Annotated in this window: 21 protein-coding genes and 3 pseudogenes; 10 read left to right on the forward strand and 14 right to left on the reverse strand. The window is 61.5% G+C overall.

Annotated features, from left to right (window positions below):
• Positions 1-52 precede the first annotated feature (52 nt).
• From ACFOM8_RS19600 to ACFOM8_RS19620, 5 genes and pseudogenes are all read right to left on the reverse strand, one after another.
• Complete coding sequence (locus ACFOM8_RS19600) at positions 53-190, reverse strand: hypothetical protein (RefSeq protein ID WP_306610103.1); 138 nt, start codon at positions 188-190, stop codon at positions 53-55.
• 29 nt (positions 191-219) lie between these two features.
• Complete coding sequence (locus tag ACFOM8_RS19605) at positions 220-1656, reverse strand: GntP family permease (protein WP_084684278.1); 1437 nt, start codon at positions 1654-1656, stop codon at positions 220-222.
• Position 1657: 1 nt separating this feature from the next.
• Positions 1658-2698, reverse strand: coding sequence for a patatin-like phospholipase family protein (locus tag ACFOM8_RS19610; RefSeq protein WP_035715050.1), 1041 nt, complete (start codon positions 2696-2698; stop codon positions 1658-1660).
• Positions 2699-2761: 63 nt separating this feature from the next.
• On the reverse strand, positions 2762-3370 hold the full coding sequence (locus ACFOM8_RS19615; protein ID WP_198143212.1) for an HdeD family acid-resistance protein: 609 nt from the start codon (positions 3368-3370) through the stop codon (positions 2762-2764).
• Between the two features lie 103 nt (positions 3371-3473).
• Positions 3474-3608: pseudogene (locus tag ACFOM8_RS19620) on the reverse strand (ATP-binding protein); the annotation flags it as partial.
• Positions 3609-3673: 65 nt separating this feature from the next.
• Here ACFOM8_RS19620 and ACFOM8_RS19625 point away from each other — a divergent pair.
• The 5 genes from ACFOM8_RS19625 (at position 3674) to ACFOM8_RS19645 (ending at position 10358) form a co-directional block, all read left to right on the forward strand.
• Positions 3674-4606, forward strand: coding sequence for an IS5-like element ISPko1 family transposase (locus ACFOM8_RS19625; protein WP_076534770.1), 933 nt, complete (start codon positions 3674-3676; stop codon positions 4604-4606).
• Positions 4607-4647: 41 nt separating this feature from the next.
• Positions 4648-6168 (forward strand): Y-family DNA polymerase, encoded by a 1521-nt coding sequence (locus tag ACFOM8_RS19630; RefSeq protein ID WP_377763963.1) that lies wholly within the window; start codon positions 4648-4650, stop codon positions 6166-6168.
• On the forward strand, positions 6165-9503 hold the full coding sequence (locus tag ACFOM8_RS19635) for an error-prone DNA polymerase (protein ID WP_377763965.1): 3339 nt from the start codon (positions 6165-6167) through the stop codon (positions 9501-9503). The genes ACFOM8_RS19630 and ACFOM8_RS19635 overlap by 4 nt, the downstream gene beginning before the upstream one ends.
• Before the next feature lie 298 nt (positions 9504-9801).
• Positions 9802-10053 (forward strand): CopG family ribbon-helix-helix protein, encoded by a 252-nt coding sequence (locus ACFOM8_RS19640; RefSeq protein WP_265501969.1) that lies wholly within the window; start codon positions 9802-9804, stop codon positions 10051-10053.
• A complete protein-coding gene (locus ACFOM8_RS19645; protein WP_377763967.1) occupies positions 10050-10358 on the forward strand; it encodes a type II toxin-antitoxin system RelE/ParE family toxin in 309 nt (102 codons plus the stop codon). The genes ACFOM8_RS19640 and ACFOM8_RS19645 overlap by 4 nt, the downstream gene beginning before the upstream one ends.
• Before the next feature lie 51 nt (positions 10359-10409).
• Here ACFOM8_RS19645 and ACFOM8_RS19650 read toward each other — a convergent pair whose 3' ends face one another.
• Both ACFOM8_RS19650 and ACFOM8_RS19655 read right to left on the reverse strand, forming a co-directional pair.
• Positions 10410-11360 carry an IS481 family transposase gene (locus ACFOM8_RS19650; RefSeq protein ID WP_377763968.1) on the reverse strand — a complete coding sequence of 317 codons (951 nt, stop codon included), beginning with the start codon at positions 11358-11360 and terminating at the stop codon, positions 10410-10412.
• Between the two features lie 384 nt (positions 11361-11744).
• Positions 11745-11867 (reverse strand): hypothetical protein, encoded by a 123-nt coding sequence (locus tag ACFOM8_RS19655; protein ID WP_377763969.1) that lies wholly within the window; start codon positions 11865-11867, stop codon positions 11745-11747.
• A gap of 621 nt (positions 11868-12488) precedes the next feature.
• Between ACFOM8_RS19655 and ACFOM8_RS19660 the strand changes: the two genes are divergently transcribed.
• Positions 12489-12716: a hypothetical protein gene (locus ACFOM8_RS19660; RefSeq protein ID WP_377763971.1), complete on the forward strand. Its 228-nt coding sequence runs from the start codon at positions 12489-12491 to the stop codon at positions 12714-12716.
• Positions 12717-12949: 233 nt separating this feature from the next.
• Here the strand turns inward: ACFOM8_RS19660 and repC are convergent, their stop codons facing one another.
• The 4 genes and pseudogenes from repC to ACFOM8_RS19680 all read right to left on the reverse strand — a co-directional run bounded on the left by repC (position 12950) and on the right by ACFOM8_RS19680 (position 17537).
• A complete protein-coding gene (gene repC, locus ACFOM8_RS19665) occupies positions 12950-14161 on the reverse strand; it encodes a plasmid replication protein RepC (protein WP_377763972.1) in 1212 nt (403 codons plus the stop codon).
• Between the two features lie 212 nt (positions 14162-14373).
• Complete coding sequence (locus ACFOM8_RS19670; RefSeq protein ID WP_377763974.1) at positions 14374-15276, reverse strand: ParB/RepB/Spo0J family partition protein; 903 nt, start codon at positions 15274-15276, stop codon at positions 14374-14376.
• A 13-nt stretch (positions 15277-15289) separates the two neighbouring features.
• Positions 15290-16483, reverse strand: coding sequence for a plasmid partitioning protein RepA (repA, locus tag ACFOM8_RS19675; protein ID WP_265501974.1), 1194 nt, complete (start codon positions 16481-16483; stop codon positions 15290-15292).
• 200 nt (positions 16484-16683) lie between these two features.
• Positions 16684-17537 (reverse strand): annotated as a pseudogene (locus ACFOM8_RS19680) (recombinase family protein).
• Positions 17538-18133: 596 nt separating this feature from the next.
• Here ACFOM8_RS19680 and ACFOM8_RS19685 point away from each other — a divergent pair.
• Both ACFOM8_RS19685 and ACFOM8_RS19690 read left to right on the forward strand, forming a co-directional pair.
• A complete protein-coding gene (locus ACFOM8_RS19685) occupies positions 18134-18886 on the forward strand; it encodes a cell wall hydrolase (protein ID WP_377763975.1) in 753 nt (250 codons plus the stop codon).
• Positions 18887-19797: 911 nt separating this feature from the next.
• The gene (locus ACFOM8_RS19690; protein WP_377763976.1) at positions 19798-20439 is read left to right on the forward strand and encodes a hypothetical protein; all 642 of its coding nucleotides are present in this window, start codon (positions 19798-19800) and stop codon (positions 20437-20439) included.
• Positions 20440-20546: 107 nt separating this feature from the next.
• On the opposite strand, the gene ACFOM8_RS19695 is transcribed toward ACFOM8_RS19690, so the two are convergent.
• Positions 20547-20804: a hypothetical protein gene (locus ACFOM8_RS19695; RefSeq protein WP_377763978.1), complete on the reverse strand. Its 258-nt coding sequence runs from the start codon at positions 20802-20804 to the stop codon at positions 20547-20549.
• 82 nt (positions 20805-20886) lie between these two features.
• Here ACFOM8_RS19695 and ACFOM8_RS19700 point away from each other — a divergent pair, with 82 nt between their 5' ends.
• Together ACFOM8_RS19700 and adhP are read left to right on the forward strand one after the other, a co-directional pair.
• Complete coding sequence (locus ACFOM8_RS19700; protein ID WP_377763980.1) at positions 20887-21048, forward strand: hypothetical protein; 162 nt, start codon at positions 20887-20889, stop codon at positions 21046-21048.
• A gap of 1688 nt (positions 21049-22736) precedes the next feature.
• The gene (adhP, locus tag ACFOM8_RS19705; protein ID WP_377763982.1) at positions 22737-23759 is read left to right on the forward strand and encodes an alcohol dehydrogenase AdhP; all 1023 of its coding nucleotides are present in this window, start codon (positions 22737-22739) and stop codon (positions 23757-23759) included.
• Positions 23760-23882: 123 nt separating this feature from the next.
• On the opposite strand, the gene ACFOM8_RS19710 is transcribed toward adhP, so the two are convergent.
• Entirely contained in the window at positions 23883-24068 is a 186-nt protein-coding gene (locus ACFOM8_RS19710; RefSeq protein WP_038148853.1) for a PIN domain-containing protein, read from the reverse strand.
• Positions 24069-24171: 103 nt separating this feature from the next.
• Positions 24172-24366, reverse strand: a pseudogene (locus ACFOM8_RS19715) (IS110 family transposase); the annotation flags it as partial.

Raw genomic sequence — 24366 nt, forward strand, 5'->3', positions numbered from 1 at the left:
TCGGTCTGCTCATGCAGTCAAGCTACCACGCTGGATTCACGAGATGAATCCCTCACGCGATTTGTGCAACAGAGCCCACCAGAACGCCCGAGGCGATGTGGAAGAACCACCCCAGCATCAGCGCCAGCATGACGCCCAGCGTGATGTTCAAAAGGGCGGGTGGTGCGGCGGTCGGCGTGGGCTGTGTCATGACGATCCCGAAGCTCTGTCCCTATCGGGTTAGAAGGAACCGAAGGCTGTGCCAAGCACGATCACGGCCACAAGGGCAACAAGCGCGCTGACAATGGCGGCCATGACGATGTCCAGATAGCTTTCGCGATGCGTGCAGCCACAGACCGCAAGCATCGTGACCACCGCGCCATTATGCGGCAAGCTGTCCAGCGTACCCGAGGCGATCACGGCCACCCGGTGCATCAGCGCAGGGTCCAGCCCTGTGTCTGACGCGATCTGCATGAAGGTGGGGCCAAGGGCCTGCAGCGCAATGGTCATCCCGCCCGAAGCCGATCCGGTCAACGCGGCAAGGATGTTCGTCGCTACCGCCAGTGACACGAGCGGCCCGCCTCCGATGCCCAGAACCCAGTCCCGCACCATCTCGAACGCAGGCAGGGCCGCCACGACCGCGCCGAACCCCACAAGGCTTGCCACGCTCATGATCGGAAGTACTGCGGCCGTCGCGCCCGAGTCGATGCTTTCGCGCAGATTGCGAAAGCGGCGCCGGTTCATGGCAACCAGCACGATGCAGGCGACCAGAAGCGCAAGCGCCACCGACCAGACCCCGCCGACAGCCGACAGGGTGGTTTCGCCCCATGCGGGCTGCGAGAGGAAATCGAAATCCATGCTGGGCAGCACGAACTGCGTCAGGATCAGGTTGACCACGACAACCAGAACCAGCGGCAGAATGGCCAGGCCGATCGGTGGCCGCCCGCCCCAGGATCCGGCGCGGCTGATCTCGGCAGGGTCAAACTCGCGTGCGGTGCTGGCCAGCTCGCGCGAGACGGCGGAGCCTTTTTCGGCCGCGCCATAACCCTCGCCCCGCGCCTTGGCCTGACGTTCGCGGAAGGAAAGCCAGCCCAGGCCGATGGCCGCCATGATGATGCTGGCTATGATGCCAAGCCCAGGTGCGGCAAAGGGGGTGGTACCAAAGAACGGCATCGGAATCGCGTTCTGGATCGCAGGCGTTCCCGGCATGGCCGACATGGTGAAGGTCGAGGTTCCAAGCGCGAGTGCCGCCGGAAGCAGCCTGCGCGGCACGCTTCCCGCCTTGAACAGCGCCTGCCCCATTGGCGCCAGAACGAAGAACGCCACAAACAGGCTGACACCGCCATAGGTGACCATCGCGCCCGCAGCCACCACGGCAAGGATCGCCCGCGAGGGGCCGAGCCGGCGCGTCATGTAATCGGCGATCGCTGAAACCGATCCGCTGTCGTCCATCAGCTTGCCGAACAATGCGCCCAGCAGGAAAAGCGGAAAGAACTGCGCCACAAACCCCGCCGCCGCAGGCATGAAGGTCTGCGTCCAGTGCGCCAGCATCGGCTGACCGGAAAAAAGCGCCGCCACCGCAGCAGCCAAAGGCGCCAGCAGCAGGATTGTCCAACTGCGGAACGCAAGCACCATGATCAGGGCAAGGCCCAACAGAATACCCAGCAGACCCAGCATGTCAGAGCTCGTCCGCCAGCGCGTCGATATCGAAGGTCGAACGCACCCCGATGTCCTGAATATGGGTGCGGCCGAAATCCTCGGCGGCGCGGCGCCCTTCGTCGAAGAGCATCTTCAGGAAGTCCCATTCGGCATTCAGCTTCGAGGAATGTCCAAGGTCCACCATGATGTCCGAGGTGATGCGATGCAGGCGCATCTCTTTCCAGTACCGCGCCTCGCCATTGCCGGGGTCGATGACACGGCGCAGCAGCGCCATCATCCGCAACTCTTTCAGTAGCTGGGCGTTGAAAGAGATCTCGTTCAGGCGGCTTGCGATCTCGCGCGCGGTGCGCGGCGTCTCGCGCCGCTCGACCGGGTTGATCTGCACCAGAACGGTATCGAGGCTTTCACATTCACGCACGAGCGGCGTCATCGTCGGGTTGCCCGCATAGCCGCCGTCCCAATAGGGCACGCCGTCGATCTCGATGGCCTGGAACATCGATGGCAGGCAGGCCGAGGCGAGCAGCACATCGGCCGTCACCTCATGCTTGCGGAACACCCTGCCTTGCCCGGTGTGCACATTGGTTGCCGTGATGAACAGCTTGACCGGCCCGGTCGCCAGCGCGTCGAAATCGATCAGGTCTGTCAGGATGTCGCGCAGCGGGTTCCCTGCCGCCCCACCCAGCGAATAGGGCGAGATCAGCCGCGCCATCAGATCCATGGCGATGAAGGCGGGCGAGTTGTCCAGCGTCCATTTGCCCGTCAGGACCTCCAGCGGCCCGCGCTTGAACGGGCTGAAGCGCGCGGCATCGGCCGTCCGGCGCCAGAAGGCGGTCAGCATCTCACGCGCGGTCTGCCGCCCGCCGGTGGCCATGCCGGCCGCCAGGATTGCCGCGTTCATGGCGCCGGCCGAGGTGCCGGAAATGCCATCGATCTCGAACCAGTCTTCCTCGAGGATGCGGTCCAGAACGCCCCATGTAAACGCCCCATGCGAACCGCCCCCCTGCAAGGCGAGGTCGATGGGAAGGGTTTTTCGCGTCTGCGATTTCGGGTTGCTGGCCATTTCGGCGCCTTTCAGTCAATTCATTGCAAGAAAATGGCGCCCGAAGCCGGGCGCCCTAGGGGATCAGGCGGCGGGCACCGCTTGCCCGCGAAGCCTCCACGCCATCGCACCAAGGGCCGCGCCAATGGCGATGAGGTCGAGCCCCAGCATCAGCCCGATCAGCCACAGCGCAGTGACCGGCATCGCGGCAAAAAGCACAAGCGACAGCACGACCGAGAGCACCCCGCTGGCAAAAACCCAAAGCCAGTTGGGCAAGGGACGGATCGTCAATGCGAAGACAACCTTCGACATCCCCTCGATCATGAAGAAGATGATCAGCAGAAGCGACAGCAGCAGCATCCCCTGCGCGATGTTGCGCAAGAGCAGAATGCCCAGCAACACACCAAGTATGGCCGAGATGATCTGCAGCCAGAAGTTCGGCGCATGGCGTGCGCTGATCAGGCCGATGGCCTGAATGATGCCGCTGGCGATCAGCAGCCAGCCGAACACCACGACGGCAGCAGCCGAAGAAAAGGCCGGGAAGACGATGGCGACGATCCCCGCGACGACCAGCAGCGCCGCCTGTACCAGGTGGAAGGTCGAATGGCGGCGCACCGCATCGCGCGCGGCTTCGCGGTAGGTCTGTGCAGCGGCGGCAAGACTGATCGGCATGGCATTGACTTCCTTGTTCAACAGGGTGCTTCCCGCCGGGCAGCGGGTGTTTGTTGATTTTCACCCGGAACTGACCCGGGTTTTCCATCGAGAACTGACCCACCTTCGAGTTATGTTTCGTGGGTCAGGCTTGGGTCAAGGCATGGCTGGCCTCCTTCGTTTTCCTGGCGGCTGCGGCTGAGCTTGCCTTGAAGCGGAAGCTGTCGTTTCCGGTCTCCAGGATGTGACAGCGGTGGGTGAGGCGATCGAGTAGCGCGGTGGGGCTCTGTTGCACAAATCCCGTGTGGGATTCATCTCATGAATCCAGCGTGGTAGCTGGGATACATGAGCAGACCTACACCCCCGACCTACAGGACCAGGAACTGGCCAGCCTACAATGAAGCGCTCAAGCGCCGCGGCTCGCTGACGATCTGGTTCGATCCCGAGATGAGCTGGGATGCCGCGCCGACAGGTAGGCGTGGCCGCCAGCAGACCTACAGCGATGCCGCCATCCAGACATGCCTTTCGATGAAGGTGCTGTTCGGCATGGCGCTCCGGCAGACGACAGGCTTCGTCGAAAGCCTACTGCGGCTGGTCGGCCTCGACTGGGCGGTGCCCGACTTCAGCACCCTGTCCCGCCGCCAGAAGACCCTGGCCGTGAACATCCCGTATCGCGGCTCCAAGGGGCCGCTGCACCTGCTGATCGACAGCACGGGTATCAAAGTCGAGGGCGAAGGCGAGTGGCACGCCCGCAAGCATGGTGGACCCAAACGGCGCGTCTGGCGCAAGATCCATCTCGGGATCGACGAGGAAACACTGGAGGTTCGCGCAGTCGAGGTCACAGGGAGCCATATCGGCGATGCACCGGTCTTACCCGACCTGCTCAACCAGATCCCAGCGTACGAGCAGATCAGCAGCGTCACTGCCGACGGTGCCTACGACACCCGCAAATGCCACGATGCAATCGCTGACCGCGGCGCCCGCGCTGTCATTCCGCCTCGCAAGAATGCCAAGCCGTGGAAGACCGTCACCGCCGGCGCGATCGCACGAAACGAAGCGCTGCGGGCATCGAAATACCTCGGTCGTGCTCTCTGGCGACGATGGAGCGGATACCACCGCCGAAGCCGCGTCGAAACGAAGATGCACTGTGTGAAACTGCTGGGGCAGCGCCTCATGGCGCGGGACTTCGACCGACAGGTCGCGGAGCTTCAGGTCCGTATCGCCGTTCTGAACGGCTACACCGCGCTCGGCATCCCTGTCACAGAGCCCGTGGGATAAGTCTGTCCGGGGAAAGGGGAACCCCGGCCATCAGCCGATTTGTGCAACAGAGCCCGGTCTACCTGCCGCTCTGGCCGATCGACCGGCTCAAGCGGCAGGCGCCTGACGCGGCACCCTCGCCCGAGGCGCCGCTCGTCCTGGCGGGCCGGATCGGCAACCGGCGGCTGGTGACGGCAGCTTGTGCGCGGGCGCAGGACTTGGGCATCTCCGCTGGCATGCCGGTGAGCAAGGCGCAGGCGATGGTCCCAGGGCTGCGGGTGCTGCCCCATGATCCGGATGCTGATGCCGCCTCCCTGGAACGGCTGGCGCTCTGGGTGCTGCAGCGGGTCTCGCCCGTCGTGGCGGTCGATCCGCCAGATGGACTGGTGATCGACTCCACCGGCGCCGAGCACCTGCATGGCGGCGAGGACGCCCTCCTGGAGACCCTGATCGGTCGGCTGGTCATGTCGGGCGTCACAGCACGAGCCGCCATTGCCGACACCTGGGGTGCCGCCCATGCGCTGGCCCGGTATGTGGCTGACCCAATGCATTTGGCAGAGGTGGGCACCGCCGAGGCGCTGCTGTCACCCCTGCCCCTTGCAGCCCTGCGGTTGCCGCCTGCCACGCTCGCCAGCCTCCGCACCCTGGGATTTGTCTGCATCGGTGATCTCTTGCATCAACCCCGCGCGCCCCTAACCCGGCGCTTCGGCTCTGACCTCTGCCGCAGGCTGGATCAAGCGCTTGGCCATGCCTCCGAGCCGATCGAGCCGCTGCGCCCGTCGGAGCTTGTCGAGGTGCGGCGCTCCTTTGCCGAACCCATTGCTGCCGCCGAGACCATCGCCCGCTATATCGGCAAGCTGGTGGTCCAGCTCTGCGCGGCCCTGGAGGAGCGCGGCATCGGGGCCCGCAGGCTCGATCTCCTCTGCTGGCGGGTCGATGCCCATGTCCAAACCGTCCGCGTGGGTCTCGCCCGCCCGCAGCGCGACCCCCAGCGGCTGACCCGGCTTCTCTGCGAGAAGATCGAGACCATCTCGCCCGGTTTCGGCATCGAGATCCTGTCGCTGACTGCGGTGATGGTGGAGCCGCTGGACGCGCGGCAGATGGCCAGCTCGCTTTTGGAGGTCCCTGCCCCCGATCTCTCCGGCCTCGTCGATGTGCTGGCCAACCGCGTCGGCGCGCGGGGTGTCTATCGCATGGCGCCGGTGCCGAGCGACGTGCCGGAACGCTCCGTCACCCGCATCGCGGCTCTTTCCGAGCCGGTCGGCGCCGGCTGGCCCGATCACTGGCCGCGGCCCACCCGCCTGCTGCCCCGGCCCGAGCCGATCGAGACACTGGCGCTTCTGCCCGATCATCCCCCTGCCTGGATCATCTGGCGGAACATCCGCCACAAGGTGGCCCGCGCCGATGGACCCGAGCGGGTCTTTGGCGAGTGGTGGAAGCGCGATGCTGAGATGATCGCAGTGCGGGACTACTTCCGCATCGAGGACGAGGCGGGCGAACGCTACTGGGTATTCCGCGCCGGGGACGGCGAGCATGCCGAGACCGGCAGCCATCGCTGGTTCCTGCACGGGGTGTTCGGATGAGCGGTCCCCGCTATGCCGAGTTGCAGGTCACCTCGCCCTTCTCCTTCCTGCGCGGGGCTTCCTCGGCCGAGGAGCTGTTTGCCACAGCGGCGATGATGGGCATCGAGGCCCTGGCCGTGACCGACCGCAACACGCTTGCGGGCGTCGTCCGAGCCTGGGAGGCTGCGAAGGCCACGGGCGTGCGGCTGGTGGTGGGCTGCCGCTTGGACCTCGCCTGCGGCATGGCGGTGCTGGTCTATCCGATGGATCGCGCCGCCTATGGCCGTCTCTGCCGCTTGCTGACCCTCGGCAAATCCCGCGCCGGCAAGGGCAAGTGTCATCTCGACTGGGCGGATGTCGCCGAGCACGCCGAGGGCCTGATCGTGGTGCTGGTGCCGGACTTGGCCGATGACACCTGCGCCCTGCGCCTGCGCCGGCTGCGCGATGTCTTCGGTGATCGCGCCTATCTGGCTCTCACCCTGCGCCGCCGCCCCAACGACCAGCTGCGGCTGCATGAGCTGTCGACCCTGGCTGCGCAGCTGCGGGTGCCGACTGTCATCACCAATGACGTGCTTTATCACGAGCCGTCCCGGCGCATTCTGCAGGATGTGGTCACCGCCATCCGGCACAATGTGACTGTCGAAGCCCTGGGCTTTCGCCGCGAGCGCCATGCCGACCGGTATCTGAAGCCGCCCGCCGAGATGCACCGTCTGTTCTCCCGCTACCCGGAGGCTCTGGCGCGGACGGGGGAGATCGTGGCCCGCTGCCGCTTCTCGCTCAATGAGCTGCGTTACCAGTATCCCGAGGAGCGGGACGATCCGACCCTCACCCCGCAGGAGACGCTGGAGCGGCTGACCTGGGAGGGCGCGGCGGAGCGCTACCCCGAAGGCGTGCCCGAGGAGGTGAAGGCGTCCCTGGCCCATGAGCTGCGCCTGATCACCAAGCTCTCCTACGCCCCCTATTTCCTGACCGTCCACAGCATCGTCCGCTTCGCCCGCTCCCGCGGCATTCTCTGCCAGGGCCGTGGCTCGGCCGCGAACTCCGCCGTCTGCTATGTGCTGGGCATCACCGCCATCGATCCGGGCCGCAATGATCTCCTCTTCGAGCGCTTCGTGTCCGAGGAACGCCACGAGCCGCCCGACATCGATGTCGACTTCGAGCACGAGCGCCGCGAGGAGGTGATCCAGTGGGTTTACCAGACTTACGACCGCGACCGGGCCGCGCTCTGCGCCACGGTGATCCGCTACCGCGCCAAGGGCGCGCTTCGGGATGTCGGCAAGGCCATGGGCCTGCCCGAGGACCTGATTCAGACCCTTTCGGGCCAGATCTGGGCCTGGTCCGAAGAAGGGGTGAGTGAAGCGCAGATCCGCGAGCTGAACCTCGACCCGTCTGACCGGCGGCTGCGGCTGACGCTGGAACTGGCCCGGCAGCTCATGGGCTTTCCCCGGCACCTGTCGCAGCATCCGGGCGGGTTCGTCCTGACCCAGGACCGCCTGGACGACCTGGTGCCGATCGAGCCTGCGGCCATGGAGGACCGGCAGATCATCGAATGGGACAAGGACGACATTGATGCACTCCGCTTCATGAAGGTGGACGTCTTGGCCTTGGGCATGCTGACCTGCATGGCAAAGGGACTGGCGTTGATCGAGGAGCACAAGGGCATCTGCCATGACCTCGCCACCATCCCGCCCGAGGATCCGCGCACCTATGCGATGATCAGGAAGGCCGATACCTTGGGCACCTTCCAGATCGAGTCACGCGCGCAGATGGCCATGCTGCCCAGGATAAAGCCGCGCACCTACTACGACCTGGTGGTGCAGGTGGCGATCGTGCGCCCCGGACCCATCCAGGGCGACATGGTCCATCCCTATCTGCGCAGGCGGGAAGGACTGGAGCCGGTGGAGTATCCCACTCCCGAACTCGAGAAGGTACTGGGCAAGACCCTGGGCGTGCCGCTCTTTCAGGAGCAGGCCATGCGGGTCGCCATCGAATGCGCCGGCTTTACCCCGGGCGAGGCCGACATGCTCAGGAAAAACATGGCCACCTTCAAGTTCACCGGCGGGGTCAGTGCCTTCAAGGAGAAGCTCGTTACCGGCATGGTCAAGCGCGGTTACGCAACCGACTTCGCCGAGCGCACTTTCCGCCAACTGGAGGGCTTCGGCTCCTACGGCTTTCCCGAAAGCCATGCCGCCAGCTTTGCGCTTGTGGCCTATGCCTCCGCTTGGCTCAAATGTCATCACCCGGATGCCTTTTGCGCGGCGCTCCTGAACAGCCAACCCATGGGCTTCTACGCACCGGCGCAGATCGTCCGCGACGCCGAGGCACACGGCGTCGAGATCCGGCCGGTCTGCGTCAACGCCTCCCGCTGGGACTGCACGTTGGAGCCCACGGGAAAGCCCGAGGACGAGGGTAGCCGCTTTGCCGTCCGCCTCGGGCTCCGGATGGTCAAGGGGCTGGCCAACGCCCATGCCGCCGCCATTGTCGCCGCACGAGCCGATCAGCCTTTTGCCTCGGTCGACGATCTCTGGCGCCGGGTCCAGGTGCCGATTGCCAGCCTGAGCCGCATCGCCGAGGCGGACGGGTTCCGGCCCTCGCTCGGGCTCGCCCGCAGGGAGGCACTTTGGGCTATCAGGGGGATCGAGCCCGAGGATCTGCCGCTTTTTGCGACCGCCCGGAAGGCATCACAGCGGCAGGAGGAGGACGCTGGAGCGGATGCCACGGCGGAGGAACAGCGAATCGACGAGACCAGAACCGAAGGCGGAGAACCCGCTGTTGCGCTCCGACCGATGACGCTCGGACGGGAGGTGGTGGAGGACTACAGTCATACCGGCCTCAGTTTGCGCCGACATCCCGTCTCGTTCCTGCGCGAGACGCTGAAGGCACGGCGCGTTATTCCTTGCGCCGAGGTCATGGCCAGCCGGGATCGCCGCTGGTGTGCGACCGCGGGCCTGGTCCTGGTGCGGCAGCGGCCGGGATCGGCCAAGGGGGTGATGTTCATCACCATCGAAGACGAGACCGGCGTCGCCAACCTGGTGGTCTGGCCGAAGACCTTTGAAGCATGTCGCCGCATTGTGCTTGGCGCGGGCATGATCGGCGTGCAGGGACGCATCCAGCGCGAGGGGGAGGTGGTGCATTTCGTTGTCCGTCGGCTGATCGACCTGTCGCATGAGTTGGCAAGCGTCGGCAGGGGCGACACCGCCTTTCCCCTGCCCCACGGTCGCGGCGATGGGTTCCATCCCGGTAGCCCTGCTCCGGGTCCGCACCGCCCGACGAACGATGGACCACGGCCTCGCGACATGTATGTGCGCGATCTGCATCTCGATACGATCAAGGTAAAGGGGCGGGATTTTCGGTGAGAAATGCCGCGCGCCGGGCAAAACGACCTGAAGTCGCGAAGGGCAGAGAGACGCCTGACGGCAGCGCCGCGTGGCAGGTGTAGAGAGGGAGGAAAGCGTTCACTGCTGCAGAGCACGCTCATGTCGCGCTTACTTCATTGTCATATCTTTTGATACCTCCTCAGGCATGAGGCCAGGACGTGGCATGAGCGAGGCTAAGACTGACCTGATATAGTGAATGCAACCAATCCGATGCGCTAGATGCTTGCATTAGCTGCAGCATCGATTATGATTACAGGTGACTACAAAGGAGCACATAATGCCACAGCGCTCTGTATCCGAGCCGATTACCATCCGCACGGCCAAGGTTTCAGAGATCGACGCCTTGGCAAGCGCGATGGATCGTTCCCGCAACTACATCGTCAATCAAGCGATTGAGCAGTATTTGGAAGCCAATGCCTGGCAGATGGAGCGCATCGCAGCCGGGATCACGGCGGCGCGCGAAGGCAGGGTCATGCCTGCCGATGAGGTCTTCGATGGGATTGCGGCGAAACACGGCTGGTCGCGTTGAAGAACCTGGTCATTGCTGCACCAGCGGCACGCGACCTTGAGGGGATCGTGGACTACATCGCCCTGGATAATCCTACTGCTGCAGAGGGGGTTTATCGCGGGATCGTGGAGGCAGCGCGGAAACTGTCTCAGTTCCCTGCCCTCGGGCGCCCTGGTCGCCATCCCGAAACACGCGAACTCAGCGTTTCCGGTCTGCCCTATCTGATCGTCTACGAGGTGAGTGCAGAGACGGTGACGATACTGGCCGTATTCCACACGTCCTGCGATTTAGCGAAGGCATTGCGTGAGCGGATCAGTATCAGCTAGGCGAAGTTCAAAAAGCTCGCAGCTACATCCGCTGGGCAGTTAGTTCCGTGACTAGCTGTTCAGTCCCGGCATCTGGTGGATCGGATTGACGATGAATCTGTCTGGCTCTGAAGTCCAGACCTTGCAGATGTATTCGTAGGGCGTGAGGCCATTGAGCGTCTTGAGCCGGCGGGCGAAGTTATAGGCTGCAATGAAGTCGTCGAGGTGCGTTCGCAGCTGATCGTGATTGTCGTAATGGAAGCGTTTGACGGTTGCCTCCTTGATCGTGCGGTTCATCCGCTCGACTTGGCCGTTGGTCCAGGGATGCCTTACCTTCGTCAGCCTGTGCTCGATCCCATGCTCGCGGCACACGCGGCCAAAGATGTGTTCGAAGGCGGTCGTGTCGCAGCTCCGGTTTGCGAACTGTATGCCATTGTCGGTCAGCACCTTATGGAGCCGGTAGGGAACTGCGGCAATCAGGTCGCGCAGGAACTGGGCTGCAGCCATCTTGCCAGCCTTATGGACAAGGCGGACGAAGGCGAACTTGCTGGTTCTGTCAATCGCCACAAAGAGATACAGCTTGCCTTCGGCGGTCTGCACCTCCGCGATGTCGATATGAAAAAAGCCTATCGGATAGCGTTTGAAGCGCTGCCGTTTCGGCTTGTCGCCATCCACGTCAGGCAGGCGCGATATTCCATGCCGCTGCAGGCAGCGATGCAAGGCCGAGCGCGTCAGGTGTGGTATCGAGGGTTGTAGTGCGTAGAGGCAGTCGTCCAGCGGCAGCAGCGTGTGGCGCCTGAACGCCACGACCATCGCTTCTTCCTCCGCGCTCATTGTTGTGGAGCACGGCTCCTTTGGCCCGGTCTTCAGGTCTTCGACCGTCGCCCGCTTGCGCCACTTCGCCACCGTCTTCGGATTGATGCCCAGCTCTCGGCTCAGCGTCGCGAGCGAAGCGTGCGATCGTTGTATTGCAGCTCGGATGGCGTGCGTGGTCGTGGCGCTTCCTTGACGAACTTGTCCCATAGGGCATCCTTCCATTCCCAAGAAAGGATCGCACCATCAAACCATGGGATCAAACAACTAGCCGCTCGGCAGCGGCTTCAGCACGGCCTTATCTCATCTCGGACAGGTCAGCACCAATCGGCTAACCACTTGAGGTGAAGACAGTGCCGCCCACAGAGATCGCCGTAGGCTGCCAGTCGCAACCCCCAACACCTGTCCCCTGCCCCATGGCTTCCGTGCTATCGAGATGCTGCTCTGTGGCCTCCTCGTGCAGTTCATTCGCGGGCTGGACACAGGCGCGTACGATCGCAAGGGTCTATTCTCATCCGATATCACGACAACACACGGACACGACCTCGGCCAAGTCGAAGATCAAGGCCCGTTGCTCGGGTGTCTCCATCAACATCAGAGTAGACCGAACTGGGCATCGACCTCCTTGGGGTATTCGTCCAAACTGGAACATCCCTTTTCCAAAGCACGTAACTTGGCGAGCATCACCGCACGGGCAGCGCCTTCCTGATCGTCCATCGGCACTGGATTAGTGGCTAGAGGCCACAGATCATGGCTGTAGCGTGAAACAAGTAGGTTGCCACCTCAGTCCCCCTCCAGCCTTTGGCAACCGTCGCTTCGGCTTGGCCTACCGTTTTTCTGCCACTAGCCGGTCAAGCAGGGCAGGGTCCTTAAGCCAGCCACTGTCTTCGCCAGGAGATTGTGCAACACGACACCACGTACAGCCTCATAGGCATTGACGCTAACGAAAACCGCGCGGCCGTTGGACAGCCGGACCGAGGCTTGAGTCAGCGTCCGCTGGCCGGTGTAGGGCTCCTTGCTCTAGGAGTTCCTCACCGCATCTCAAATCTGTGCCCGGCGGGCATGATCCGAATTTACTGAGAAGGCCAGCAGGTGTTCTAGTGTCATGCTATCTTCGTGATAGACCTCGAGCAGGGCAGGGACCGCAGCGGCGAATTCGAGGCGCGGCTTGACGATCTGCGGCGCTAGGAAGGAAGCTGACGCGATTGCTTCCTCGCCCTGACTTTTCTGATGCGGGATTGCAAAACGCGGGAGTGGTCGAGCGAGTGTAGGACAACGCGCTGCATGTTCTCGGCCAGCAAGTCGTCCTACGACAGGTTTCCGGATGCGGCATCTCGCATGATGCTGAGGATCGGCGTGGTCTTTGCTAGCCGCTTCTGCTTTACGGGTAGCGACAGTACCTTAAACCGCCGGTCTTCAGCCGAGAGTTTTTTTGTGGCCGGTCTCGACCCCATTGTCATCGAGCACGAGTCGGGCATCCAGGCTCTGCAGGAGCCCGCGACGTGCGATGTCTTTGGCCAGTTCCTCGACCGAAATGTCCGCTCTGATGGGCAGATATTGGACTGAGTCAGCACGAGTTTGTCGAAAGGAGTGTCCTGTGAAAGGGACGGGGACGCATTCTGAATTACTTTTGTCATCAGATCTTCTCCACAACGGCGCCAAGATTTACTCTCCTGATCTCACATACCGTCATCCCTTAACCGTCAGTTCTTTCCCTCTCTTGGTCCGGTGACCTGCCGACGCATGACTTTACAGCTGTTAAGCGCTTCCAACTCGAGTGATCTTGAACTTAACAGCTGTTATGCCGCACTTCGCCGAGACATCAGCGCCATAATCATCGGCCCACAAGAGAACCCGCCGGCTGCCGCCTTAGATGTCAGCGCACGGAGATAGCCGCCAGGAGATCGGATATCAGCAAAGCGTTCAAGTATGGCGGCGACGACAATCGACGCCTGCTCGGGCCCCATGAACCGCAGCGCCTCGTCCCAAGCGGAAGTACTGATTCCCATAGCAGGCCGCACATGGCAGGCAGCTTGGAAAAGCTGGTGCCAGTGCCGGATATCGCCTTGGTAGAAGGTCTTGAGCGACGGGCATGCCGCAATCACCAAATGGAGCGGGAGCTTTGGAACCTGCCTGGTATCCCGTTCAGCCACATCAGCACTAAAATTAGTCGTATCTGCATCAGGTGCAACACCAGACGCCCCGCCTTCTTCTAAGGCAGGTTCAAGGTCAATAGATTCTTTATTTGAATTCAGATGGTGGCGCTCAAATCGAGCAGCATTGGTGTTCATTTCTTCTGTATCAGGGCCATCGATGAAGTTCCGCGCATGGTCAAGAAGAGCTTCGAGGTCAGCACGATGGACCGAGAGGTCCTCAAGCGAAAGCTTGCGGCGGAGTGCGCGAGTTGTAAGAACGGCAGTATCGCGAAGCTGATTCCAGAGTTCAAGCCCCGGCTGAATCTCTTCACCGAACTCCGCCAGGGCGGCGAGATCGCGGCGCATGAGGCTTACCACCTCTCTCATGCGCCTGACGCGGTCCTCAGCCTCACGCACGGCCTCTGCGGCGCGCGCAACTTCTTCTGCCAGGCAGTAGAGCGGGGAGAGATCGAAGCCAAAGGCGACACACTCTTCGCCGTGCTTGCGGACGTAGCGCTTCCCGTTGGGGCTGTCGCGCCGCTGGAGCAGTCCAGCTTCGACTAGCCGGCCAAGGTGGCGACGCATTGTTGAGGACGGCATTCCGTTCAGGCGCTCGCAGATCGCCTTGTTGGAGGGAAAAACTACCATTTCGACATTCCCGCCAAGCGTATCGTCCGGGAAGAAGCTGAGAAGACCTTGAAGGACGGTCAGATCACGTTCTGTGATTCCAAAGGTCACTTGCGCCTTTGACAGATCGCGCAAGAGCTCCCACTTGTTGACGGGTCTGACCGGAACAGATGCCTCTGGTTGCTCGACCACGCGCAGATGGGCGCGCGAGATCGGCCGCATAAACGGCGAGATTGGTGTGTACTCCATGATTTTAGTTCACGAAGGCAAAATTTCTTTGGCCCGCGAATCGCTTTGCGCTTGCGGAATGGGGTCAGATCGCTACATTCAGAGGTGCGAAAACTGAGTTTTGTAGCGGGCTGGTCCTGTTCGAAACCTAAGAAAGGTCTCGTGAAGCTTGCTTCTCGGGGCCTTTTTCTTTTCTGCCTATCACGTGCCTCCTCTTTAGTTGTTGCTCTTCTTCAGTCTTCCTCGCGCTTCCAGCGCTCGTGAAGCTCGGCGATGAGCTGGGGGGCGTGGCCCTTCAGCCAGCTGACAAAATCATCGTTCTCAGCCTTCAACTCGAGCTTGAGCTGTCGGCCGCGAAGCCCCGTTGTTACTGTTGCAGCACCCACACCAGGAATGACTACATTGGGCTCGCGCCGGGAATTCGGTGGTCGGACGGGCCGCTCTGCCCGAGCCGCAGTTCTCAGGACCTCCAAAAATGCGGCATCAGACTTCTCGTCAGGCCCGCCACCATGAGAGGACTTGGCCTTTGTCGCCAATGCCACAAGGCGCTCTCGATCCACAGACCCATCGCCCAATGCCTTCTTGAGTTCTTCCCACCGAGGCCGGCCGATACCAGGAGCAGCTCCGATCGCTAGGACGAGATCCTCACCAACTGCGCGGACAACGCTTAATAGCTGCGAGACACCGGCTTCGGTGAGTCCTAGAACCTCCGCGACACCCTTGTTGGTGCGTTCCGTCTCTCCCAGGTGATCGCCATTCAGCAATGCGGCAGCGACCAAGGCGCGTTCGATGAAGCTCAGGTCTTGCCGTTCTTGGTTCTCGAGAAGCTGATCTCTGAGCGCCTGATCCCCGTCCATTTCGGTGACGATTGCACGGACCTTGATCCCAAGATTTCGGCAAGCCTCAAGCCGACGTCGACCGTAGATGAGACTGTAGCGATCCCCTTCGAGGGGTCGCACTAAAATTGGAACCCGTTGACCACTTCTGGAGATTGATGCCTTCAGTCCAGCGATCTCGATTTGAAGACGATCATCCAGCCTGCCCGAAGTTTCGACTTGGTCAGGCTCTATCTCGAACACGCCACCCCGTAGCCTGCGTCCCTCAAGCGCATCGGGGGCGTTGCGCAAGGTCTGCAAGGGCAGTCCCAGTTTAGGCTTTCTTGCCATTGCGTCCCCATGTGCTTTGGATGATCGCAGCGATTTCGTCGTTGACGGCATTCATGGAGTCAATGGCACGATCGAAGGTCTGGCGCGTGAAGTCCTTCTTGTCTGCCTCATACAAGGTCTGCTTGGTTAGTCCGGCATCCGAGATGGCCGTCGACTCGACCATGTGGTTGGTCAGCACCGAACGCCCGAAGAGACTGCGGATGAACGCGATGACCTCGGTTTGCGGGGCATCGCCCACCTTATAGCGGGTCGGCAGGAAACGCAGCCAATCAAATCGCAGGTTGGCACCCGCGTCCCGGATTACACCAAGCAGGTCCGCCGTCATGCGCAGGAACTGCGACATGGACATGAGGTCTAGCATCTGCGGGTGCACCGTAACCAGGACCCCCGACGACGCGGAGAGGGCTGACATGGTCAGGAAGCCTAGTTGCGGAGGGCAGTCGATCACGACGACATCGTAGTTGCTTTCGACACTGTCGAGGGCGTCACGTACTCTCGCGAAGAAGGCGCGCGCTCCGCCACTCTGGATCGCTGCCGGTGTCTCATGCTCGAACTCCATGAGTTCAAGGTTGCCCGGGATAAGGTCTAGCCCACGGATGTAGGTCCTCCTGATGACCTCGGACACCAAGACAGGATCGTCATAGCGGACCGCATCGTAGAGCGTGCCACCTTCCATAAGGTCCAGTTCAGGCTGAATCCCATGCAGCGCGGACAGCGACGCCTGCGGATCCAAGTCGATAGCCAGCACCCGGTAGCCCTTAAATGCAAGTCTCTGTGCAAGGTGGGCCGATGTCGTAGTCTTGCCGCTGCCCCCTTTGAAGTTCACCACGGAAATGACCTGCAACTCGTCGCCGTTGCGACGACCAGGAACATAGGTGCCCGGCTTCTTGGCATTGGCCTCAAGGCTCTGTCTGATTTCCCAAACATCGTCAAGGGTATAGCGTCGGTGGCTACCGGCTGTCGTCTCGACATCCGTGATCTTGCCTTCGCGATGAAGTTTGCGAAGGTATGTATGATCAACACCGAGGAGCTCGGCCGCCTCACCGCTTGTCAGGCTGCGCATCACCTTCTTCGCGTCAGGCGGAAAGTGTGCTGCGCGCTGTGCGTGCAGATTCGACGCGAGAAGCTCGGCGTAGTGGCCGATTGCGACGTCTAGGTCTTTGTCTGTCTCGGTCATAACCTGATCGATCCGTGGGCGCGATTTTTATGTGACCGCGCGTTATCTTTCGAGACTATTGCCTGACTGTTCAGATTCGTGCAAGGTTTTTTCAGATTATGTGTCTAACGTGCCATTAGGGTAGGGATAGTAGAGGCTGCAGGTCGAGCTTCTCTTCGCCTGGCCAGACCTCAATCGAGCAACCCCAGTCTCTCGGCCCACTACAGCAGCAACTTCACGGAAGGCGATTGCGAGCTTGTCCGACCGCGGGGTGCGCGCACCTGCATCGCCTCCAACCGTGTACAGATGGCCTAAAGCGTGATCTCGGGGTTTGCGCCGTCAATGGCCGCGACGATGGCGGCGGGCGGTTGTCCGTTTCGCGGTGCCCGGCGCGGGCCAGCACCTCGGCGAGCAGAAAGCCGTTGCGAAACATAGACGTTCATTGCGCGCAAGTGACAGCTTTACGGTCGAGCGCCGCGCTTCGCGGAGAGGATCGTTGACGATGCGCAGCACGTCTTCCTAAGCCATATCGAGCCATAGACGGCGCACCTGCGACACCCAGTCCTGTGCCGTCTCATTCAATCGGTCCATGTAGCCGTCCTATAGTGCCAGCCGCATCTTGCGCAACGCAGCTGGGTCACAGGCGCGCAGGCACGAGTTTCCGCCAACGCGACCTTTGGTACACGCTGGAGAGACCAGCCTTGGTCCATTCCCAGATCGGGACGCGCTCGAACGCGGCAGCGGCACCTAGAACCTACAGGATGAACTTGCCCCTACGGAGATGAGGTATCGATCGGGTCCTGTAGCAATCGGAAGAAAGCCCCTGCGCGTCGCAGTTGCTTGATTATTTCGTGCAGACGCGACAGCCACCGCGCAAGGAGGTCGGTGCGCACCACTACCAGCGTATTGCCATTGCCGATCTGTTCAAGCAGTCGCACCAGTACCGGCCGCGCACGGTTTCCGCCCGAGACTTGCTCCTCGTGGAACTCGGCGCAGCCTGCTGACTCTAGGCCTCTAATTGGGGCAGGGGGGTCCGCTCCCCGATCGCGACGCAGGCATAGCCCATCAGGGGCATGGATGGGCTCCGGGATGCACTGCTAGTAGAGCGTTCATACACAAAACAAAGGCACAAGAAAACGTTCGTTTGAATTCGCTTGTATGGCAGATTTTCCATAATCACGCCTTGCGAGGGATGCAGCGCTTCTTAGCGCCTCGGACTGTCTGCAGCGCTCCCAACTACCCTATTTTTCTCGCGCTGCCTTCTTTATTCGGCTCGCTACAGACCTTGCCGCATTCCTCGGGAAGGTCGTTATAGTAAGCCGCAAAGAGCTGCGTATTAGCGGCTATACCGATGAATACCATTACCTTGCTGACGAAAGGGAGCGGGTAGGGGAGCCTGACCGGGCAGATGTCCAGACATCTCAAAAGGGCCGCCAGAATTCACCCAAGCTGAGTTGTGGCGTTTGCCAAACCGAAGCAGAAAAATGGTGTTGTACTTGGCTCGATTGCGCAACTTGCGCCGTCAGGGGGCGCAAGTTGCAGGTGCATAGAACGTCTGATCCTGGCGCAAGGTCTGCCAAGGTAGGATCGGCATTGATCTGCCCATCGCGACCAACCTTGGAACGCTCTTACCCTCGGCGCCGTTTCTGACAGGATCGAAGGAGTGTCCCGATGATCCGAGAGGTCCTCGTCACGGCCATTGCTCTTGTCGCTGCCTGGAACTCAAGCAGCCTGGTCTTCGCTCCCGTGGACGAGAGCCAGTTCCGGCAGCCGGTGCCGCGCGTCCAGGTGCAACGATCCTCACTGACGCCCCCTCCCGCTCTCGGCGCCATCCGGGATCCACAGCCGACCCTTTCGAAAAACCGCTTCAAGGATGCGGCACCCATGCCGTCACAGCTGGCACTCGAGAGCGCCGCCGCTCCCCTGCCGCGCCCGGCCATGGTCAAGACGGCGCGCCCGCATCCGCGTCCCGCCACGGCCCTGCAGATCCTGAACGGCGCCCCCGTTCCCCTGCCGCCGGCATCGTTGCGCAATGCGAGTGATCTGTCCTGCATTGCCGTCGCCATCTACCACGAGGCCCGCGATCAGGACGACTTCGGCCAGCGGGCTGTCGCCTCGGTGATCGTCCAGCGTGCGGCGCTGCCCCGTCGCTGGGGCGACACGGCCTGCGAGACCATGGTCCCCACGCAGTTCAGCTTCCTGACCTCGCGCTACGATTACCCGCAGATCGACGACCTGGCAGCCTGGGAAAAGGCGGTGCGGTTCGCCGCCCGTGCTCTCATCGAGGGGCCGATCCCGGAACTGAAGGGTGCGGATCATTATCACACCACGGCCGTTACGCCCAATTGGGCACCGGACATGGTGCGTGTGCGGCTCATCGACGATCATATCTTCTACGTCGATCCCCGCTCCTCCGCGCTTTAGCGATCCAGCCGATGTGCTTTGGAGCCTATCCACCCTGGAAAGGGCTTGTGATGCCAGCGTGCTTGTCGACCATGGTAAGATCGCGCCTGCCAACGCACGGAAAAGGCAGATGACCATGCGTTCACAAAGCACTTCCTCGACGCTGCACCGACGAGCGGCCGTGTGGGCGTCCGTCGCCGTACTGGGGAACCGGCGGTTCCCATAGACGGACACGCGCCCTTCGCGCGTGTCCCAGGAAAGCCAGGGGCGTTCGGCTTGTCCGAACCCCCTAGCCCCGCGATCGCCGCGCATCGCGCGGGGATCTCCGCATCTTCTTCGGCCAGAGCTTTCCAGCCTGCCGCCCCTGTCGACGGCGGGCTTGGCATGGCGGCGAACGGGACGCGCCATCAAAAGAGCGAAGGGAAGCGAGCCGCCTGGTGGGAAGGTTTGACCGCATCACCCAACTGCCCGCTCGGTTGACCACAGGCCTTTGCTCGATCCTTGGGGTCTCGCGCCGGCCTGCTCCGGCCCCGCGCCTGCACTCCCAAGGTCGTTCCGGCAAGGGGCTGGACAACCGGGCTCCCGCCACGTCTTCCCAAGTGTTATCCCCGGTATGATCCCCGGAAATTGTGGATAAGTGCGTCAGCGGTCCCGCCAGAAGGGAAGAGACTGGACCCGTGAGCCGACTATTGCGCCCCTGCGTGGGCTCGCTCGGGACGAGACAGGCGGCGCGGGAAAAGCCGCAAAGGAGGAGCAGGGGTCCAGCCTCGGGGCGGGCAGGCCAGGGTGACAGGACCAGTCCCTGGATTTAGCAACAACTGGCCTGGCTGCTTGATCCAAAGTGATGGATAATATTTTCATTGCTTTCGATGTTGCCGACAATGCTTTATGCGAAACCAATAGCCATAAATCTCAATCACCAGTTGAACGTCATGAGTGTCACCCTTCAGCCCGGACAACATCTGCTGTCGGCTGCCATTGCCGAAGCCAGCCGCATCGTCTCCGAGACGGGCGAGCTGCCGCGCTTGAAAGTCATTGCCAAGGCGCTCGGGGTCAAGAAGGAGATGCTGAAGACGGTTATTTTCGACCGGAACCATCTTCTTGTGGTCATGGCGGATGTGGCCTTGCAACGGTTGCTGCACACGATCACCCAACAGATGTCTGGATGCTCATCGCCGGTCGATCAGCTGGAGAGGATCGCCTTTGCGTATATCGATTGGGCTCGCCTCTACCCCCAGGAGTTCCGGCTTATCGAGGAAATGCCTCGCGCCGTGTTCGAAGCGCATCCTCGCCTTCTGCAGTATGAGCTATCGGTCCATGATCTTGTCCTGAAGATCCTGCAGCGTGCCCAGGAGGAAGGCTATCTCGATCAGGACGAAGACCTGATCATGCTGCGGGCCATGAGCCATACCTATCTCTTCGGCGTTATCACCAAGATGATGCTTGGGGTTCTGAACCGCTGGACGTCCGGTTCGAGTGATCATGAGGCCGCACGGACGGCTGTGCGCGCATTCAGCAGAAAACTGTTCAAGCCCGAACGTGCCGGGTCTCGTGACAACCTTGGACCTGCATGACCGGCAGCTCGCTGATCCGGGTGGTGTAGCGGGCGGGCGGCCAGGGCAACTGCCCTGGGCCGAACGACACAAGGGATGCAGCAGGTGAACAGGATCAGGAACAGATCTTATGAGCGAGGCTGCTGTCCTGCTTGGCTGCATTCCGCATCATACAAGGCCAGCAACTTCTTCAGGCCCAGCATGTCGCACAAGAACCTGACCGCTTCCGGGTCATTGTCCTCTGCCTGAAAGGCGGTGGCATAGAAGTTATCGGACAGCGCCTTGAGGGCACTGGCCCGCTCGGCCGTGAGATTTTCTTCGGTCGATGCGTATTCAATGTCGGCGGCAGCATCACGGGCAGCCATGACGATGGCCGAGACGATCATTGCAGATTTCCAGTCATTGCCTGCTCGTGTTGGGTAAGGTTTGTCGTGCCCGACCTGACAGCGGAAAAGGAAGAAATGGAAGATGGCAGATGACGTGATCCGCAAGGTGGTTGGCTATCTTCGGCAGACCGAGAAGCTGGCGGAGGCAGGTGACCTTGACGAGGTCCTGCTCGAAGCCCGTCTGGCCCTTCGTCTTTGCAATGACCCGTCCCGCAGCGAGACCACCTCCGACGCCGGGACGTGAGCTGCTGTTTTTTGCGGACGAACACTCCGGCTGACGTCAAAGCCTAAATGAAGTCGGCCCCGACCTGTTCGGGGTTGCGGTGCCTTCGGCAAAGGCAATGCAGGAACCGGCCGCCTGCCAGTAGGCAGGATCGCCCAGATGGCAATGCGTCATCAGCGCCTCGGCAAGTTCTCAGGCCCCAGGTGAACAAGAGAACCCTCACCGCCATGCCAACGGCAAGGGTCTCCTGAAACGATGACAGCATCGCCTTCACTCGGCAGCCATACCCCGGAAGGCGACCCGCACGAAGCACTCATGAAAGAATTGGCCCCACCAGGAGTTGCGCACAAAGGCGGGGCCGTCACCCCAGGGTGACCGGCGTCATTCATCAGGGATGACGGGGATTGTCCAGGCAGACAATCCGTAAAATATCATTTATTTACAATGTTATACCAAAAAACCTTGTTCAACCGCGGCAACATGCCGTTGTTCCCGAAGTCTTGCAAAGTTATCCTTTGTTTGTTCGCACTGCCATCTGCTGCAGGCAAAATGGCTCGGGGCAGGTTGGCAGAACTGGTCCCTTGTTCAACACTCCAGCGGCAATCCGGCACGCTACCGCCCGCAAGGCGATCATCACCGAAAGGGCCGGTCTGGACCCGTGAGCCGACTATTGGCCCACTCCACTCCGGAACTGGCGATGTGAAAGTGCAGCGCCCTGGGCGCAATCTGGGCCGCCTCGCTAAAAAGTGCCTGAAGGATGCCGGTATTCTTCTCCGCCTCCTTGCGGAAAATCTCGCGGTGATCGCCGCTCTGCTTGTGCAACTGCCAAATGTCGGAGTCCTCGTGCAGGGCGCAGGACACCATGTAAGCGGCGATGTGGGGATACCGGAATAAACAAAGCCGTGGATGCGGGTGTTGCGCGTCTCCAACAAGGCCCAGATGAAGTTTACAGCACTGGTGATTGCCGCCTCGATGTCTTCTTCAGCGTTGGCAACGCCACCTGTCGCCTTGATGCTTTCAACCTATTCGTGATGCTGCATCGTCCCGGTCCCCCCATCATCTTTGAAGTAAACCGAAGCGATTAACGCTCCCCTAACATGCGGCCGGAACAGAACGTGGCTGCATATCCCGTGTCCTTGTCTGTCTGCACTTCTCAAAAGCGGGCGCCGCGATGCCGTCCTCCACCCAGGCACGCAACCGCTGCGGCAGGTCTGCACAATAGGGCAGGGGTCCAGTCTCGGGGCGAAGGCCGGCACCCGCCGGCCGCAGCCTGGAGTATCCGTTGTTCGTCAAGCATCAGAAACAGCCTGTCGGTCGGCGAAAGCAGCCGTTCGTGCGTGGTGCATCAAATGACCCTATAGAGCCCTTTTCGCCTGACCCTAACCGGCGGCGCAAGGCACATAGGAGGCATTTCGTAGCGAGGAGTATTGAAAAGGACGGATCAAGACGCAGTAGCCCGAACGTGCGCTGCGTTGCGCTTTGCGTATATGAGCCTTCTGGTTGCGCGCTGCGTCGCATCCGTCTAGGCGCAATGGCAATCGATCACGCGCCCGTGAGGTCATTGAAAGTAGCGAAGAATGTCTCACATTCGGAACAGTAGGCCAGCACAATAACACATGGCAGGGATGACAGGAGCGCAAGCCTTGGCAATCCTTCTTCCGTCGGGTCGAGGAACTGGGCATAGAGGAGGAACTATTTTGTCGAAGACTATGAAAGCCGCTGTCGTTCGTAAACTCGGTGCACCCCTGAGCATTGATGAAGTCCCAATTCCGCAGGTCTCTGACGGAATGATCCAAGTCGCGATCCGCGCCTCTGGCGTCTGCCACACGGATTTGCACGCGGCCGAAGGCGACTGGCCCGTCAAACCCGAACCGCCCTTCATCCCCGGCCACGAGGGTGTAGGCTATGTCTCGGCAGTCGGCAAAGGCGTGAAGAACGTCAAAGAAGGTGACCGCGTCGGTGTGCCATGGCTTTACACCGCCTGTGGGTGCTGCAGGCATTGCTTGGGCGGATGGGAAACGCTGTGCGAAAGCCAGCAGAACACCGGCTACTCGGTCAATGGCGGCTTTGCCGATTACGTTGTCGCAGACCCCAATTATGTGGGCCACCTGCCCGCAGGCAGCGATTTTGCCGAGATCGCGCCCATCCTTTGCGCGGGTGTTACGGTCTACAAAGGCCTGAAAATGACCGACACCAAACCCGGCGACACCGTTGCCATTTCCGGCATCGGTGGCTTGGGCCATATGGCCGTGCAATATGCGGTGGCGATGGGGCTCAACGTCGTGGCCGTAGATATCGATGAGGCCAAACTTGATCTCGCACGCCGGTTGGGTGCCAAACTGACCGTCAATGCGCGCGAGATTGCCGATCCCGCAGCCTTTGTCCGCAAAGAAACCGACGGTGGCGTCAATGGCGTTCTGGTCACGGCCGTAAGCGAAAAGGCTTTCGAGCAGGCGGTCGGCATGGTCGGGCGTGGCGGCACGGTGTCCCTCAACGGCCTTCCTCCGGGGGACTTCCCGCTCAATATCTTCGGCATGGTGCTCAATGGTGTCACCGTGCGTGGCTCTATCGTCGGCAGCCGGCTCGATTTGCAGGAATCGCTCGACTTCGCCGCCGCAGGCAAGGTCAAGGCCACCATCACCAAAGCCCCGCTTGAAGATATCAACACCGTCTTCGACCGCATGCGCAAAGGCCAGATCGAAGGCCGCATGGTGCTCGATCTGGGCAACTGACAGCCGCAGGCCCCTCGGCGTGCCACGGCATCCTCAGGGCATACAGGCTCCCGCCCGCCGAAAGGTGGGCGGGAGCACATCCCGTTGCCGCGTAGGCATCTCGGTGAGCTCCATTCCAGCCGATCACATCCCGATGAAACCGCGCCGGTCGCGGTTTCGGGCAAATTCCTCTGGGATGATCTGCGGCAGGATCAATTCAACTTCACCGGCCTCTATCATCGCGGAAAGAGCGTCGAGCAAAGGCATATGGCGTGGATCCTTCGTGAGATCCAGCCACACAGATGTATCGATCAAAAGTCTGAGTTTCATCCTTGCTCCATATGAAGGTGAAAACACCGCCTTAGCACCGAACGGCCGCTTCGTCCCGCACTGTGGCCCTCGGTGCAAGGTGCGGTGAAGGTCTGCTCCTACGTCATTTCATCGGCCGCAGCTCCCATATGCGGCCAGACGCAACGAGGGTGTTGGCCAAAATTACGAGCTTCCGCATTACAGCCGTGATAGCAATTTTTGCGGGCTTACCTGCGTTTACAAGCCGCTTGTAGACGACGCGCAGATCCGGGTTGAACCGTGTTGCGACAAGTGCTGGCATGTACAGGGATTGCCGCAG

Source organism: Paracoccus angustae, assembly GCF_042648745.1.
Taxonomy (GTDB): domain Bacteria; phylum Pseudomonadota; class Alphaproteobacteria; order Rhodobacterales; family Rhodobacteraceae; genus Paracoccus; species Paracoccus angustae.

Coding starts and splice junctions, on each gene's coding strand:
- ACFOM8_RS19695 (WP_377763978.1), bottom strand. CDS start 20,804: ATGATCGTCTCGGCCATCGTCATGGCTGCCCGTGATGCTGCCGCCGAC.
- ACFOM8_RS19625 (WP_076534770.1), top strand. CDS start 3,674: ATGAGCAGACCTACACCCCCGACCTACAGGACCAGGAACTGGCCAGCC.
- ACFOM8_RS19655 (WP_377763969.1), bottom strand. CDS start 11,867: ATGGACGATCAGGAAGGCGCTGCCCGTGCGGTGATGCTCGCCAAGTTA.
- ACFOM8_RS19710 (WP_038148853.1), bottom strand. CDS start 24,068: ATGAAACTCAGACTTTTGATCGATACATCTGTGTGGCTGGATCTCACG.
- ACFOM8_RS19605 (WP_084684278.1), bottom strand. CDS start 1,656: ATGCTGGGTCTGCTGGGTATTCTGTTGGGCCTTGCCCTGATCATGGTG.
- repA (WP_265501974.1), bottom strand. CDS start 16,483: ATGACCGAGACAGACAAAGACCTAGACGTCGCAATCGGCCACTACGCC.
- ACFOM8_RS19685 (WP_377763975.1), top strand. CDS start 18,134: ATGATCCGAGAGGTCCTCGTCACGGCCATTGCTCTTGTCGCTGCCTGG.
- ACFOM8_RS19640 (WP_265501969.1), top strand. CDS start 9,802: ATGCCACAGCGCTCTGTATCCGAGCCGATTACCATCCGCACGGCCAAG.
- ACFOM8_RS19690 (WP_377763976.1), top strand. CDS start 19,798: ATGAGTGTCACCCTTCAGCCCGGACAACATCTGCTGTCGGCTGCCATT.
- adhP (WP_377763982.1), top strand. CDS start 22,737: ATGAAAGCCGCTGTCGTTCGTAAACTCGGTGCACCCCTGAGCATTGAT.
- ACFOM8_RS19610 (WP_035715050.1), bottom strand. CDS start 2,698: ATGGCCAGCAACCCGAAATCGCAGACGCGAAAAACCCTTCCCATCGAC.
- ACFOM8_RS19635 (WP_377763965.1), top strand. CDS start 6,165: ATGAGCGGTCCCCGCTATGCCGAGTTGCAGGTCACCTCGCCCTTCTCC.
- ACFOM8_RS19600 (WP_306610103.1), bottom strand. CDS start 190: ATGACACAGCCCACGCCGACCGCCGCACCACCCGCCCTTTTGAACATC.
- ACFOM8_RS19660 (WP_377763971.1), top strand. CDS start 12,489: ATGATGCTGAGGATCGGCGTGGTCTTTGCTAGCCGCTTCTGCTTTACG.
- repC (WP_377763972.1), bottom strand. CDS start 14,161: ATGGAGTACACACCAATCTCGCCGTTTATGCGGCCGATCTCGCGCGCC.
- ACFOM8_RS19650 (WP_377763968.1), bottom strand. CDS start 11,360: ATGGGACAAGTTCGTCAAGGAAGCGCCACGACCACGCACGCCATCCGA.
- ACFOM8_RS19700 (WP_377763980.1), top strand. CDS start 20,887: ATGGCAGATGACGTGATCCGCAAGGTGGTTGGCTATCTTCGGCAGACC.